The sequence below is a fragment of the Micromonospora sp. NPDC051141 genome (assembly GCF_044455765.1).
In the GTDB taxonomy this organism is placed as follows: Bacteria; Actinomycetota; Actinomycetes; order Mycobacteriales; family Micromonosporaceae; genus Micromonospora.
The window spans coordinates 60,148-74,316 of record NZ_JBITFD010000003.1; the positions used below are offsets into that span (position 1 = coordinate 60,148).

The following is a 14,169-nucleotide window of genomic DNA, read 5'->3' on the forward strand; positions in this document are numbered from 1 at the left end:
CGGTGACCGGGAGCAGACCCGCGAATCGGGCAGTGCTGCACTTCTTCAACAGCCTAAGGGAGTCGGCGTCGTCCGATCGGACACTTGGTCATGAGCGTTCGGTCGAGAGTTGGTGGGATCCGCCGTTCTCGGCCTTCGCCAGCAGGTCGCGGAAGCGTCCCGCGCCGGCCACCGGCGAGGCCCATCCGGCGGTGCTCTCGACCAGTCGCGTCTCCGGCCGTTCCAACCAGGACAGGATCCGCTCGGTCTCCTCGGCGGTGGCCGCCGGCACCGGACCGTGCCCGGGCAGCACCGTCTCGGCGGTGGCCCGGATCGCCGCGATCGTCGGTCGTGGGTGGACACCGGGTGGCGACACGCCGGCCCCGGCGAGCCGCCCGTGCCGGACCAGCGCCAGCTCCCAGCCGCCCCGGGCCGCGGGCCGGGCGGCGGCCAGCTCGGCGATGCCGGTCAACGCCGCCAGGCGCTGCATCCGGACCGCCGCGCGCAGCACCGCGACCAGTCGGCCCCGCGCCACCGCCGCCTCCTCGTAGCGCTGGGCGGCGGAGAGCACCTCGATCCGGGCGAGCAGGGCGTCGACCACCACGGCGGGATCGTCGCGGGTGGCGGTGCGGAACGGGGTGGCGGCGGCGTGTTCGTACTCCTCCGGGCTGATCCGGTGCTCGCAGGGCGCCGGGCAGCGACCCAGCTCGGCCAGCGCGCAGGCCGGCATGGTGGTGCGCCGGGAGAGCCGGTGCGTGCACTGACGCAGCGGCACCGCGTCGTGGAAGCCGGCGGCGGCCAGCTCCGCGGCCTGTTTGGACCGGAACGGGCCGAGGTAGGCGGTGTCGGTGGGGCCGAGGTCGCGGACCACGGACATCCGGGGGTACGCCTCGTCGGTGAGCTTCAGCCAGACCTGGCGCTCCGGGTATTTCGACCGGCGATTGTACGGCGGGGCGTGCGCGGCGATCAGCCGCAGCTCGCGGACCTCGGCCTCCAGCGAGTGGGCGCACTCGACCGCCTCCACCCGCTCGGCGGCGGCCAGCATCTCGGAGATCCGGGCCCGTTTCTCGCCGGCGGTGAAGTAGCTGCGCACCCGGGTGGCGATGTCGACGGACGTGCCGACGTAGAGCGGCCGGTCGTCGGCGGCCCGGAAGATGTAGACGCCGGGCACCTTCGGCAGCCCTTCGGCGAGGTGCCGCTTGCGGCGCTGGGTCGGGGTGACCGCTCGGGCGAACTCGATCGCCTCGCCGATCGTGTCGACCCGGTGCCCGCCCAGGCGGCCGATCAGCCCGTGCAGCACGTCGACGGTGGCCTTGGCGTCGTCGAGCGCCCGGTGGGTGGGCTGGGTGGCGGTGCGGAAGTAGCCGGCCAGCGTGCCCAGCTTGCGGTTGGGCACCTCGTCGCGGGTGAGCACCCGCCGGGCCAGCGCGGCGGTGTCCAGCACCCGCGGGTTGGGCCAGCGGTAGCCGTGCTTCGCGCAGGCGGCCTTGAGGAAGCCCACGTCGTAGGGGGCGTTGTGGGCGACCAGCACGGCGTCGGTGAGGAACTCCAGGAAGCTCGGCAGCACCTGCTCGATCGGCGGGGCGGGCACCAGCATCGCCTGGGTGATCCCGGTCAGCACGGTGATGAACGGCGGGATCGGCACGCCCGGGTTGACGAGCGTGGCGAGCACGCCCAGCTCCTCGCCGCCGCGGACCTTCACCGCGCCGATCTCGGTGATCCCGCCGCCGTCCGGCGCGCCGCCGGTGGTCTCCAGGTCGACCACCACGAAGGTGGTCGCGTAGAGCGGCAGCGCGGGGTCGACGCCGCTGCCCGCCGCGCGGTCCAGACCGGCCAGCGACTCCTGGACGTACTCCGTTCCCGTCACCAGCGGGACGGTAACGGCACGGTCCGACACTCGCGTCACTCCGGCCCCGGTGATACCACGGGGGTACGATGAGAGATCGGCTCACTCACCGGGCGGTGGGCCCGTTCGGGGTGGGAGACTTGCCACATGCCCCTCACCGAGCCGCACGACGACCGCTCCTCCGCGGAGGAGCCGGTGGTCGGCGCGCCCGAGCCCGGTGAGGACCCGTCGCCGCCCGAGCCCGAGCCCACGCTCCCCGAGCCGGTCCGCCAGCGGATCGTCACGCTGACCGCCGCGGTCCTGCCCGGCCTGCCGGCCGACGAGGTGCCGGTGCCGCTGCGCCGGGTCGCCAAGTTCGCCCCCAACCGCCGCGCCCGGCTCGGCGCTCCGGTGATCGCCGCCCAGCTCACCGCCGACCCGCTGTTCCGGCAGCGGGTCACCGCCCGGGTCCTGGCCGACGCCGGTGACCTCGGCGCGGCGGTGGTCGAGGGCACCGCGCCGGCCGCGGCCGACCCGGTCGAGGTGGCCGCGCTGGCCTACCTGGCCCGGCCCCGGGGCTGGCGGGAGCTGATCGAGGCCAGTGGGGAGGCGGTGCGCGCCGAGGCGGACAGCGCGGTCGTGGCCGAGCTGGTCCGGGAGGCCGAGCAGCGGGCCACCCGCGCCGAGCACGACCGGGCGGTGGCCCGGGTCGAGGCCGAGAAGCTCCGCGACGAGCTGGCCCGGGTCCGCGAGGAGCTGGGCCAGCTCCGCGAGGAGGCCCGGCAGTTGGCCCGTACCCTGCGGGAGACCCAGGCCCGGGAGCGCCGGGCCACCGAGCTGCTGGCCACCGAACGGGGCCGGGCGGCCCGCGCGGCGGCCGACGCGGACGCCGAGCTGCGCCGCGCCCGGGCCCGGCTGGCCGAGGCGGAGGCCGCCGCCGGGGTGGCCCGGGCCAGCGCCAAGGAGGCCCGCTCCGTCGACGACGCCCGGCTGTGGCTGCTGCTGGAGACGATCGGCCAGGCCGCGGTCGGGTTACGCCGGGAGCTGGCCCTCGACCCGGTGGACACGCTGCCGGCGGACTTCGTCGCCGACGCGTTCGCCGACCAGCCGGGCGCCGCCCAGGCCGGACCGGCGACCCGGGCCCGCGACACCGACGACCCGGCCCGGCTCGACCAGCTCCTCGCGCTGCCCCGGGCGCACCTGGTGGTGGACGGCTACAACGTCACCAAGCGCGGCTTCGGGGAGATGTCGCTGGAGCAGCAGCGCAAGCGACTGATCTCCGGGTTGGGCGGGATCGCGGCGCAGACCGGGGACGAGGTCACGGTGGTCTTCGACGGCGCCGAGCGGATCCACGGGCTGCCGCCGGCGCCGCGCGGCGTGCGGGTGCTCTTCTCCCGCAAGGGCGAGACCGCGGACGAGCTGATCCGGCGGCTGGTCCGCGCCGAGCCGGCCGGCCGGCCGGTGGTGGTCGTCTCGTCGGACCGCGAGGTCGCCGACGGGGTACGCCGGCACGGCGCGTACCCGCTGGGCGCCGACTCGCTGCTGCGCCGGCTCGCCCGCTCCTGACCCGCTCGCGCCGCTTCGGCGGACTGGTGACTGGATGATCGTTTTCGGGGTGGGTGCTGCCTCGTTGTCCGGTTCTGTCGTACCCGGCGCATAGCCTTGCGGTGACCGACGGTGGTGGTCCCTTCCCCGACCGCCACCGGCGACCGTGTCAGGAGGCGTTCATGCTCATCGACTGCGACGGCTGCGGCATCCGCGGCGCCGGCTGCGCCGGGTGCCTGGTGACCGCGCTGCTCGACCCCGAATCCCCGGCGGCCGACCTGGCCCGGCCGAGCACCGGGCGATCGAGGTGTTCGCCCGGGCCGGCTTCGACGTGGAGGTGCTGCCACCGGCGGCCACCCCCGCCTCCGCACCCGCACCCCGCCGCGCCACCCGCCGCCGCCGGGTGGCCTGACCCCGCCGGCCGTCGTCCACAGCCCACCCGGGCGGCGGCGTCCGGGCACCGGGCCGTCCCGCCGCACCCGGGCCATAGGATGGGCGGTCACGGCGGGAGGGAGCGGCATGACGCGGACGGGTGGCGACGGCGGGGTGGGGTGGTGAGCCCGCGCGCCTGGGCGCTGCTGACCCTGGCCGGGCTGGCGGTGGCGCTCGTCGTCACCGTGGCGCTGCTCGTGCCGTGGAGCCGGCCGCCGGCGCCCCGCGCCGACCAGCTCGCCGCGTTGCGGGCGCTCCCCGTCGATCAGGTGGCCCGAGGCCGGGCGTTCGGCGGCGCGTTGCGCCCGGCCGGCTGGTCGGCGCTCGTGGTCGGTCTGGTGGTGGCGCTGCTGCTCGGGCTCACCCCGCTGGGCGGGCGTCTGGTCGAGCTGGGCGGCCGGCCCTTCGGCGGGCACTGGGTGGCCCAGGCCGTGCTCGGCGGGTTGGGCGTCATGTTCCTCGCCGACCTGCTCACCCTGCCGTTCGCGGCCTGGCGGCGCACCGTGCTGGTCCGCTACGGGCTGAGCACCCAGGGCTGGGGCGGCTGGACGGTCGACCTGCTCAAGTCGTACGCGGTCAGCGCGGTCATCGGCGCGCTCGTCCTGCTCGCCTTCTACTCGGTGGTCCGGCTCGCTCCCCGCTGGTGGTGGGCGTACGGCGCGGCCGGCGCCGCCGCCCTGGTGGTGATCCTGTCGTTCGTGCTGCCGGTGCTCGTCGAACCGGTGTTCAACAGGTTCACCCCGATGGAGCCGGGCCCGCTGCGCACCGGGCTGACCACCATGGCCGCCCGGGACGGGGTGCCGGTCCGCGACGTGCTCGTCGCCGACGCGTCCCGGCGGACCCGGGCGGTGAACGCCTACGTCTCCGGGCTCGGGCCGACCCGGCGGGTGGTGGTCTACGACACGCTGCTGCGCGAGGCGGAACCGGCGGAGGTGACAAGCGTGGTCGCCCACGAGCTGGGGCACGCCAAGGACCGCGACGTCTGGACCGGCACGCTGATCGGCGCGCTCGGCGCCGCCGCCGCGGTGGTGGCGCTGTACCTGGTCGGCTCCTGGACCCCGCTGCTGCGGCTGGCCGGCGTCGACTCCATCGCCCAGCCGCGGGCGTTCCCGCTGCTCGTCGCGCTGGTCACGGTGGTCGGGCTGGTGGCCACCCCGGTGCAGGCGCTGGTCTCCCGACGGGTGGAGGCCCGGGCCGACGCGCACGCGCTGGCGCTCACCGGCGACCCGGCGACGTTCGAGGCGATGCAGCGCCGGCTGGCCGGGGTGAACCTGGCCGACCCCGACCCGCCGCGCTGGGAGTACCTGTGGTCGGCGTCCCACCCGTCCACCGTGGAGCGGATGGCCGCCGCCCGCGCCTACGCCAGGGAGCACGGCCGATGAGCCGCACCTTGCTGATCACCAACGACTTCCCGCCCCGCCCCGGCGGCATCCAGTCCTTCGTGCACAACCTCGCGGTGCGCCAGCCGCCCGGCTCGGTGGTGGTCTACGCGTCGAGCTGGCGGGGCGCGGAGAAGTTCGACGCCGACCAGCCGTTCGAGGTCGTCCGGGAACGGACCAAGGTGCTGCTGCCCACGCCGCTGATCGCCCGGCGGGCGGCCCGGCTGGCCCGGGCGTACGACTGCGACACGGTGTGGTTCGGCGCGGCGGCGCCGCTGGGGTTGCTCGCGTCGGGGCTGCGCCGCCGGGCCGGGATCCGCCGGGCGGTGGCGCTGACGCACGGGCACGAGGTCGGCTGGGCCGCGTTGCCCGGCGCCCGGTCCGCGCTGCGACGCATCGGCCGGGGCGTGGACGTGACCACCTACCTCGGCGAGTACACCCGGGTGCGGCTGGCCCGGGCGTTGGACGGGCTGACCGAGCTGCGCCGCCTCGCGCCCGGCGTCGACGTGGAGACCTACCATCCCGGCGTCGACGGCGAGCCGGTCCGGGCGCGGCTCGGCCTCGCCGACCGGCCGGTGGTGGTGTGCGTGTCGCGACTGGTGCCGCGCAAGGGGCAGGACGCGCTGATCCGGGCGTTGCCGGAGATCCGCCGCCGGGTGCCGGACGCCGCGCTGCTGGTGGTCGGCGGCGGGCCCTACCGGGCCACCCTGGAGAAGCTGGCCCGGCAGGCCGGGGTGGAGCGGGACGTGGTCTTCACCGGCTCGGTGCCCAGCGCCGAACTGCCCGCGCACTACGCCGCCGGCGACGTGTACGCGATGCCCTGCCGCACCCGCAACCGCGGCCTGGACGTGGAGGGCCTGGGCATCGTCTACCTGGAGGCGAGCGCGACCGGGCTGCCGGTGGTGGCGGGCGACTCCGGCGGCGCGCCGGACGCGGTCCGCGAGGGGGAGACCGGGTACGTGGTCCGGGGCCGGGACGTCGCCCAGCTCGCCGACCGGGTGGCGACCCTGCTCGCCGACCGCGACCTCGCCCGCCAGTTCGGCGCGGCCGGCCGGGCCTGGGTCGAGCGGGAGTGGCGCTGGGAGACCCAGGCCGAGCGGATGGCCACGCTGCTCGCCGGCTGACCGGCGCCCGAGCGGTTCACCGGCCACCGTCGTCCCGTCCCCGCCTCACCCGTGCGCCGCTTACCGCCCGGACACGTGGAGCGCGCCGCCCGCCCGCCCCCGAACCGCGCCCCCGCCCCGAGGGCGAGGTCGTGGCACTCCGGGCGGACGGCGCGGGCTCGTCGGCGGCGACGTGTCAGGCGGGGGCCGCCTCCCTCCTCGACGCGGTGGGCGGGGCTTCCTCCGGACGCTCGGCCGGGCGACGCGACAGCCGTCCCGGCCACCAGACACGCACGCCCAGGTCCAGGGTCAGCGCCGGGATCAGCAGGCTGCGAACCAGGAGCGTGTCGAGCAGGATCCCGACCGCCACGATCACCCCCATCTGCACCGACGGCACCAGCGGCAGCACCAGCAGGGCGCCGAAGGTGGCCGCCAGCACCACCCCGGCGCTGGTGATCACGCCGCCGGTGACGGTGAGCGCCCGCAGCGTCCCGGGCCGGTGCCCGATCGACGCGGTCTCCTCCCGGGCCCGGGTCATCAGGAAGATCGTGTAGTCCACGCCGAGGGCGACCAGGAACAGGAACGCCTGCAACGGCACGCCGACGAACAGCCGCGGGTAGCCCAACGCGTCGAGCAGCAGCCCGGCGGCGCCCATCGCCGCCGCGTACGACAGCACCACGCTCGCCATCAGCAGCAGCGGCGCGACGAGCGCGCGCAGCAGGAGCATCAGGATCACCAGGACCACGGCGAGCACCAGCGGGATGACCACCCGGTTGTCCCGGTCCACCGTGCGTCGCTCGTCGAGCAGCGTCGCGGTGCGCCCGCCGACGAGCGCCTGCGACCCGGGCACCGCGTGCACGGCGGTGCGCAGCCGGCCCACCGTGTCCCGGGCCGCGGCGCTGTCCGGGGCGGCGGCGAGCACCGCGGTGACGCGTACCCAACGACCGTCGGCGGACCGCTGCGGCCCGCCCACCTCCGCGACGCCCGGCACCGCGCGGGCCGCGCCGGTGACCAGGTCGGCGGCGCCGGCGGCGGCCAGCACCTCGACCGGCGCGACCGACCCGCCCGGATAGTGGGCGGCGACCAGCCGCTGACCGGCGACCGAGCCGACCTCGGTGGTGAACGACTCGTCGTCGGGCAGGCCCAGGGTGAGATTGCCGATCCCGAGGGTCAACGCGACCAGGGCGACGGCGGTGCCCACCCAGACCGGGCGCGGCCGGCGACCGACCAGGCCGGCGATCCGCTGCCACACCCCGTGGTCGGCGTCCAGGTCGCGCTCGTTCGCGCCGGGCGTGTGGCGCGGCACGAACGGCCAGAACAGCCACCGCCCGCACACCACGAGCACCGCCGGCAGCAGCGTGGTCATCGCCAGCAACGCGGCCACGATGCCGACCGCGCCGACCGGCCCCAGGCCGCGGGTGGCGGGCAGGTCCGCCGCGACGAGGCAGAGCAGCCCGAGCGCGACCGTCGCCGCGGAGGCGCAGACCGCGCCGTACGACCGGCGCAGCGCCACCGCCATCGCGGCGTGCCGGTCGGCGTGCCGGCGCAGTTCCTCGCGGTAGCGGGCGATGAGCAGCAGGGCGTAGTCCACCCCGACGCCGAAGACCAGCACGGTGAGGATGGTCTGGCTCTGGAAGTCCACCGCCAGGCCGGCGTGCCGGGCCAGCAGGTAGACGGTGGCGCCGGCCAGCTGGTTGGCGACGCCGACCGCGAGCAGCGGCACCAGCCACAGCACCGGGCTGCGGTAGGTGACGAGCAGGAGCAGGGCGACGGTGACGGCGGTGGCCAGCAGCAACGCGCCGTCCATCCCGTCGAACGCGTCCCAGACGTCGCTCTCGGCGACCGCGTCGCCGGTCAGCGCGGTCCGCAGGCCGGGCGTCGCGTCGGCGAGCCGGTCCTTCATGGCGCGTACCGCGTCGGCGCGTCGCTCCTCGTCGGGGGTGACCGGGAGCGAGAACAGCAGCGCCCGGCCGTCCGCGCTCGGCGTCGGCGCGGAGACCGCGCCGCCGTCGGCGTACCCGGCGAAGGCCGCCCGGTCGGCGTCGACCCGGGCCCGGTCGGCGGCGGTGAGGCCGGTGTCGCGGACGTACACGGCGACGGCCGACTGCCGGCGGGACTCGGGGAAGGCGGCCTCGGCCCGCTGCGCGGCGCGGCTGCTCTCGACGCCGGGCGGCAACGCGCCGAGCGTCGAGTTGTCCTGCGTCTCGCCCAGCTTCAACGCGAGCGGCCCGGCGACCGCGAGCAGCGCCAGCCAGAGGACGAGGACGGCGTACTTGCCGCGGCGGCCGGCGGGCAGCCGGGCCGTTCGGTGCGGGGACATCAGGGTTCCTCTCACTCGTCGCCCGGCGCGGACCGCGGGCCCTGACTCGATCCTTCGGGCCGCCGGCCCGCCGGTCAGGGGTGCCGCCCCGACTCCACGGGTGGTGCCAGCACCACCGGCGGACCGGCGGTGATACCGGAGAATGGAATTCGTGGACGCATCGGTACGGCTACTGCTCCGGACCCGGCTGCGGCCCGCCGCGGTGACCGCCGCCCAGGGGCTGCTGACCGCGCTGCTGTCGTTGACCACGCACGTGGCGCTGTTCGTGCTGTCGCTGGTCGCGCTGCTGCTGATCCCGGCGTTCGGCGTCGGCTTCGCCCTCTTCCCGGTGGTCACCGGCGCGGTCCGGATCTGCGCCGGGCTGCACCGCCGGCTGGCCCGGTGGAGCGGCGTCGAGATGCCCACGCCCTACCTGCCCGCGCCGGCCGGTGCCCAGTTCGGCACCTGGCGGCGGTTCCGGTGGATGGTGGGCGACCCGGCGACCTGGCGGGATCTGGCCTGGCTGCTGCCCGGCGCGGTCACCGGCGCGGTGTGCCTGGCCGCGTTCGTCCTCCCGCTGTACGGGCTGGAGGGGTTGATCGGCGTGCCGCTGGTGCTGCGTGCCGCCGGCGCCTGGTACGGCTACGGCCCGTTCTGGCCGCTCGACAACCTCGTCGAGGCGGTGCTCTGCGTCCCGTTGGGCGCGCTGCTGCTGGCCGCCGGGGTGGCCGCTGGGCGCTGGCTGGTCTGGCTGCACGTGACGTTCGCCGGGTTCTTCCTGACCCCGACCCGCGGCGCCGCGCTGGCGCTGCGGGTGCGTCAGCTCACCGTCACCCGGGCCGAGGCGGTGGACGCGCAGGCCGCCGAGCTGCGCCGGATCGAACGGGACCTGCACGACGGGGCGCAGGCTCGGCTGGTCGCGCTGAGCATGAGCATCGGGCTGGCCGAGCAACTGGTCCGTGACGACCCGGAGGCGGCCCGCCGGCTGCTCGCCGAGGCCCGGGAGACCAGCGGCCAGGCCCTGGCCGAGCTGCGCGGGCTGGTGCGCGGCATCCACCCGCCGGTGCTCGCCGAGCGCGGCCTGCCCGGCGCGGTACGGGCGCTGGCGCTGGCCGTGCCGCTGCCGGTGGAGGTCACCGTCGACCTGCCCGGCCGGGCCGCCGCCCCGGTCGAGTCGGCCGTCTACTTCGCGGTCGCCGAGGCGTTGGCCAACGTGGGCAAGCACAGCGGGGCGGCCCGGGCCTGGGTGGAGTTGCGGCACGCCGACGGGCGGCTGACCGCCGAGGTCGGTGACGACGGCCGGGGCGGGGCGGCGCCGGCGGCCGGCGGCGGTCTGGCCGGGACCGGACGCCGGCTGGCTGCGTTCGATGGGACGATGGCAGTGACCAGTCCGGCCGGTGGACCCACCGTCATCAGCATGGAGCTGCCGTGCGCGTTGTCATCGCCGAGGATCTCGCCCTCCTTCGAGAGGGGCTGACCAGGATCCTGGAGGCGTTCGGCTGCCAGGTGGTGGCGGCCGTCGACAACGGACCGTCAGTGCTGCCCGCGCTGGCCGCGCACCGGCCGGACGTCGCGGTGATCGACGTACGGCTGCCGCCGACGTTCAGTGACGAGGGGTTGCAGGCGGCCGTGCGGGCCCGCGCCGAGCTGCCCGGGCTGCCGGTGCTCGTGCTGTCCCAGCACGTTGAGCAGCTCTACGCTCGTGAGCTGCTCGCCGACCGGCGCGGCGGCGTCGGCTACCTGCTCAAGGACCGGGTGTCGCACGTGGACCAGTTCGTCGACGCGGTGCGCCGGGTCGCCGCCGGCGGCACCGTGATGGACCCGGAGGTGGTGGCCCAGTTGCTGGCCCGCCGCGATGGCGCCGGGCCGCTCGCCGAGCTGACCGCGCGGGAACGCGAGGTGCTCGGCCTGATGGCCGAGGGCCGGTCGAACGCCGCGGTGGCGGCCCGGCTGTTCGTCACCGAGAAGGCCGTCGACAAGCACATCAACAGCATCTTCAGCAAGCTGCGGATGCCGCCGTCCGGTGACGACAACCGGCGGGTGCTGGCCGTGCTGGCCTATCTGGACGGGGCGGACACCCGCCGCCAGGCAGGCTGACCGCGTGCGGCGACTGGGTGTAGTAGGGACCCAGACGCCCAAGGGGCCCCTCCTTATGCCGCGGGCGCGCGGGTGAGGTGTTGCAGCGCCGAGCCGGGGCGGCCGAAGTGCCAGCCCTGACCGGCGTCGCAGCCGATGGCGCGCAGCCGGTCCGCCTGGCCGGCCGTCTCCACCCCCTCGGCGGTGACCGTGAGGTCCAGGGCGTGCGCCAGCGAGACCAGCGAGGCGAGGATCCGCTCGTCGGTCCGGCCGCCCGGATCGTCGGCCGGCGCGCGCAGCCCGGTCACGAACTCGCCGGCCACCTTCAACTCGGTCACCGGCAGGTCCCGCAGGTACGCGAGATTGCAGTAGCCGGTGCCGAAGTCGTCGATGGCCACCCGGACGCCGAGATCGCCGAGCACCCGCAGGGCCCGGACCGGCTCGACCAGGGTGCTCATCATGGTGCTCTCGGTGACCTCCAGTTGCAGCCGTTCCGGGGGCAGGCCGGTGCGGCCGAGCACGCCCCGTACCTCGGGCACCAGGTCGGCCCGGTGCAACTGGCGTACGGCCAGGTTGACGCTGACGAACGGCGCGTCGCCACCCGCCGCCGACCAGGTGCCCGCCTCGCGGCACGCCTCGGCCAGCACCCAGCTCCCGAGCCGGACGATCAGGCCGGTCTCCTCGGCCAGCGGGATGAAGCTGTCCGGCCGGAGCACCCCCAGCTCCGGGTGGCGCCAGCGCACCAGCGCCTCCATGCCGAGCACCCGGCCGTCACGCAGCGACGTCAGCGGCTGGTAGTCGAGGTAGAACTCGCCCCGGTCCAGCGCGGCCGGGATCGCCGCGGAGAGCGCGTACCGGGCCAGCTCGCGGCGGTTGCGGTCGGCGTCGAACAACGACCAGCGGGCCCCGCCGGCGGCCTTGGCCCAGTGCAGCGTGCTGTCCGCGGCGCGCATCAGCTCCATCGGCGAGGTGCCGGCCACCGGCCGCTCCACGATGCCGATGCTCGCGGACACCGTCAGCTCGTGCCCGTCGACGAGCGCGGGCTCGCGTACCGCCTCCAGCGCCGCCTCGGCGACCTTGACCACGTCGTCGGTGCCGGCGGTGCGCTCCACCAGGATCACGAACTCGTCGCCGCCCAGACGGGCCACCAGGTGCTCGCCGAGCGTCCGGCGCAGCCGCTGCGCCACCGCCACCAGCAGCGAGTCGCCGACCTGGTGACCGAGGGAGTCGTTGACCACCTTGAACCGGTCCAGGTCGAGGAAGCAGACCCCGATCCGGTCCGCGCCCCGGCCGGGCGCGACGATCGCGGCGGTCAGCCGCTCGGTGAACAGGGTGCGGTTCGGCAGGTCGGTCAGCGGGTCGTGGGTGGCCTGGTGCCGGAAGCGGGCCTCGCTGTCCCGCAGCGCCCGTTCGGCCTGGGCGCGCGCCATCATGGCGGCCCGCCGGATGGACTCCTGCTCGTCAAGCGTGCGGTCGCGCAGCGCCCGCGCGTACCCGGTGGCGACGGTGGCGAGCAGCCGGGCCATCCGGTCCTCGACGTCGTCGACGTCCAGGTCGAGGTCGCGGACCAGCCGGAGCTGGATCACCTCGACGGTGCGGCCCAGCCCTTCGGCGGAGGCGATGTGCGACTGCACCAGCTCCGCGCCCACCTGCTGGCCGATCCGCAGGTCGAACGGGTCGGCGCGCATCGCCTGCGCGAGCCGCTCGGTGAGTCGTTGCAGCATCTCCTCCAGCTGCGCCTGGGTCATCGGCAGGTAGCTGGTCCCGGAGACCGCCTTGGCCCAGGCCCGGGCGAAGACGCCGGGGTGACAGCGAGCGGCGGTGGCGGTCACGGTGGCCACGTCGTCAGGCACCGAGCCGCCCGACCCCGCCCATGAAGACCGCCCGTTCGGCGTGTTCCGCCTGGTCGGGGGCGTCCGGTCGCCACTGCGGCACCCACACCACGCCCGGTTCGACCAGCTCGAACCCGGCGAACAGCGCGGTCAGCTCGGCCCGACCGCGGATGAAGAGCTGGCTGTCGGTGCGCCGGTAGACCCGTTCCGCCTCGGCCCGCTCGCCGGTGCCGTCCCGTCCGTCGTCGCTGGCCTGGGAGAGCACCAGGTGGCTGCCGGGCGCCAGCGCCGCGCGCAGCGTCCGCAGGATCTCCTCCGGGCGGTCGGAGTCCGGGATGAAGTGCAGCACCGCCACGACCATCACCGCGACCGGCTCGGTGAAGTCGATCAACCGGGTGACCTCCGGATGGCGCAGGATCGCCACCGGGTCGCGCAGGTCCTCCCGGACCACGGCGGCCCGCTCGTTGCCGGCCAGGATCTCCTGGCTGTGCGCGACCGCCACCGGGTCCACGTCGACGTAGACCACTCTTGAGTCGGGGTCGATGCCCTGGGCGATCTCGTGCACGTTGCCCACGGTCGGGATGCCGGAGCCGATGTCCAGGAACTGCCGCACCCCGGTCTCGGCCAGGTAGTGCACCGCCCGGCGCAGGAAGGCGCGGTTGGCCTGGGCCATCAGTGGGGCCTCCGGCACCGCCTCGACCATCGCCCGCGCGGCGGCCCGGTCGGCCGCGAAGTTGTGCGAACCGCCCAGGTAGTAGTCGTACATGCGGGCCACGCTCGGGCGCTCGATGTCGATGGTCTCGGGTGCCCAGTCCGGCCGCTGCATGTCCCTGCCCCTTGGGTGTCGGCGACGCGCGGCGTCACCGCCGCGCGGATCACCCGGGTATTCTGCCCGGCCGCTGTCGCGGTGCAAAGACCGCCGCCGTTCCGCGTCCGGCCGTTCACCGTACGCGGTCGACCCGCGCCCGGAATGCCGGAGAGGCCCGCGTCCGGCGTGCGGACGGGGCCTCTCCGGCGGTGCCGTCAGAACTTCGGCGCGTCGGGGGCCTCCAGCAGCCCCAGCCGCAGCGCGGTCATCAGCGCCTGGGCCCGGTTGGCCGCGCCCAGCTTCTCGTAGAGCTTGGAGATGTGGGTCTTGGCGGTCGACTCGCTGACGAAGAGCTGCTTGGCGATGCCGGCCACGCTCATGCCGTCGGCGAGCAGCCGCAGCACCTGCCCCTCGCGGGGGGAGAGCTGCGGGCCGGACGGGGCCAGCCGGCGCTTCATCGCCTCGGCCAGGTCGGCCGCGGTGAACGCGCTGGGGGAGGAGGCGGCGTGCCGGGCGGCGGCCACCACCTCGTCGGCCGGGGCGGTCTTCGGGACGAACGCGCTCGCCCCCGCCTCCAGCGCGCCGAAGAGCTGGTCGTCACCGGCGTACATGGTCAGTACGACGATGCCCATCGAGGCGCTGGACTTGCGCAGCGCGCGGGTGGCCTCCAGACCGCTGCCGTCGGGCAGTCGCAGGTCCATGATCACCACGTCGGGCTGGAGCGCGCCGGCCTGGCGCACGCCCTCCGCGGCCGTGGCGGCCTCACCCACGACCTCGAACTGCCGGTCCCGCTCGAAGGCGTGCCGCAGGCCCTTGCGGATCAGGTCGTGATCGTCGACAAGGAGGACCTTGGTCCGGGTGGCCGGTGTCGGGCTAGTGGTCATCCTCGGG

General features: G+C 75.7%; 10 protein-coding genes and 1 pseudogene. 6 read left to right on the top strand and 5 right to left on the bottom strand.

Going from position 1 to position 14,169, the window contains the following annotated elements:
• Nucleotides 1-88: 88 nt before the first annotated feature.
• A complete protein-coding gene (locus ACIA6B_RS05630) occupies nucleotides 89-1,846 on the bottom strand; it encodes a DEDD exonuclease domain-containing protein (protein ID WP_396771327.1) in 1,758 nt (585 codons plus the stop codon).
• A 126-nt stretch (nucleotides 1,847-1,972) separates the two neighbouring features.
• Between ACIA6B_RS05630 and ACIA6B_RS05635 the strand changes: the two genes are divergently transcribed.
• From ACIA6B_RS05635 to ACIA6B_RS05650, 4 genes and pseudogenes are all read left to right on the top strand, one after another.
• Entirely contained in the window at nucleotides 1,973-3,370 is a 1,398-nt protein-coding gene (locus ACIA6B_RS05635; RefSeq protein ID WP_396771329.1) for an NYN domain-containing protein, read from the top strand.
• A gap of 161 nt (nucleotides 3,371-3,531) precedes the next feature.
• Nucleotides 3,532-3,761 (top strand): annotated as a pseudogene (locus ACIA6B_RS05640) (hypothetical protein).
• A 142-nt stretch (nucleotides 3,762-3,903) separates the two neighbouring features.
• Nucleotides 3,904-5,163, top strand: a complete 1,260-nt coding sequence (locus tag ACIA6B_RS05645) for a M48 family metallopeptidase (RefSeq protein WP_396771330.1) — start codon at nucleotides 3,904-3,906, stop codon at nucleotides 5,161-5,163.
• Nucleotides 5,160-6,284: a glycosyltransferase family 4 protein gene (locus ACIA6B_RS05650; RefSeq protein WP_396771332.1), complete on the top strand. Its 1,125-nt coding sequence runs from the start codon at nucleotides 5,160-5,162 to the stop codon at nucleotides 6,282-6,284. Before ACIA6B_RS05645 ends, ACIA6B_RS05650 begins: the two co-directional genes overlap by 4 nt.
• A gap of 175 nt (nucleotides 6,285-6,459) precedes the next feature.
• Here ACIA6B_RS05650 and ACIA6B_RS05655 read toward each other — a convergent pair whose 3' ends face one another.
• Nucleotides 6,460-8,583: an MMPL family transporter gene (locus ACIA6B_RS05655; protein WP_396771334.1), complete on the bottom strand. Its 2,124-nt coding sequence runs from the start codon at nucleotides 8,581-8,583 to the stop codon at nucleotides 6,460-6,462.
• Nucleotides 8,584-8,725: 142 nt separating this feature from the next.
• Here ACIA6B_RS05655 and ACIA6B_RS05660 point away from each other — a divergent pair, with 142 nt between their 5' ends.
• Together ACIA6B_RS05660 and ACIA6B_RS05665 are read left to right on the top strand one after the other, a co-directional pair.
• The gene (locus ACIA6B_RS05660; RefSeq protein WP_396771336.1) at nucleotides 8,726-10,039 is read left to right on the top strand and encodes a histidine kinase; all 1,314 of its coding nucleotides are present in this window, start codon (nucleotides 8,726-8,728) and stop codon (nucleotides 10,037-10,039) included.
• Nucleotides 9,991-10,659 carry a response regulator gene (locus tag ACIA6B_RS05665; RefSeq protein ID WP_396771338.1) on the top strand — a complete coding sequence of 223 codons (669 nt, stop codon included), beginning with the start codon at nucleotides 9,991-9,993 and terminating at the stop codon, nucleotides 10,657-10,659. The genes ACIA6B_RS05660 and ACIA6B_RS05665 overlap by 49 nt, the downstream gene beginning before the upstream one ends.
• A gap of 53 nt (nucleotides 10,660-10,712) precedes the next feature.
• Here the strand turns inward: ACIA6B_RS05665 and ACIA6B_RS05670 are convergent, their stop codons facing one another.
• From ACIA6B_RS05670 to ACIA6B_RS05680, 3 genes are all read right to left on the bottom strand, one after another.
• Nucleotides 10,713-12,386, bottom strand: coding sequence for a putative bifunctional diguanylate cyclase/phosphodiesterase (locus ACIA6B_RS05670; protein WP_396772077.1), 1,674 nt, complete (start codon nucleotides 12,384-12,386; stop codon nucleotides 10,713-10,715).
• A 97-nt stretch (nucleotides 12,387-12,483) separates the two neighbouring features.
• Complete coding sequence (locus tag ACIA6B_RS05675) at nucleotides 12,484-13,296, bottom strand: SAM-dependent methyltransferase (RefSeq protein ID WP_396771340.1); 813 nt, start codon at nucleotides 13,294-13,296, stop codon at nucleotides 12,484-12,486.
• A 197-nt stretch (nucleotides 13,297-13,493) separates the two neighbouring features.
• Nucleotides 13,494-14,162, bottom strand: a complete 669-nt coding sequence (locus tag ACIA6B_RS05680; protein ID WP_007072219.1) for a response regulator transcription factor — start codon at nucleotides 14,160-14,162, stop codon at nucleotides 13,494-13,496.
• Between the last annotated feature and the right edge of the window lie 7 nt (nucleotides 14,163-14,169).

Bases quoted from the DNA above. Each gene is read 5' to 3' on its own strand.
- ACIA6B_RS05670 (WP_396772077.1), bottom strand. From the start codon at position 12,386: ATGACCCAGGCGCAGCTGGAGGAGATGCTGCAACGACTCACCGAGCGG.
- ACIA6B_RS05650 (WP_396771332.1), top strand. From the start codon at position 5,160: ATGAGCCGCACCTTGCTGATCACCAACGACTTCCCGCCCCGCCCCGGC.
- ACIA6B_RS05675 (WP_396771340.1), bottom strand. From the start codon at position 13,296: ATGCAGCGGCCGGACTGGGCACCCGAGACCATCGACATCGAGCGCCCG.
- ACIA6B_RS05680 (WP_007072219.1), bottom strand. From the start codon at position 14,162: ATGACCACTAGCCCGACACCGGCCACCCGGACCAAGGTCCTCCTTGTC.
- ACIA6B_RS05635 (WP_396771329.1), top strand. From the start codon at position 1,973: ATGCCCCTCACCGAGCCGCACGACGACCGCTCCTCCGCGGAGGAGCCG.
- ACIA6B_RS05655 (WP_396771334.1), bottom strand. From the start codon at position 8,583: ATGTCCCCGCACCGAACGGCCCGGCTGCCCGCCGGCCGCCGCGGCAAG.
- ACIA6B_RS05660 (WP_396771336.1), top strand. From the start codon at position 8,726: ATGGAATTCGTGGACGCATCGGTACGGCTACTGCTCCGGACCCGGCTG.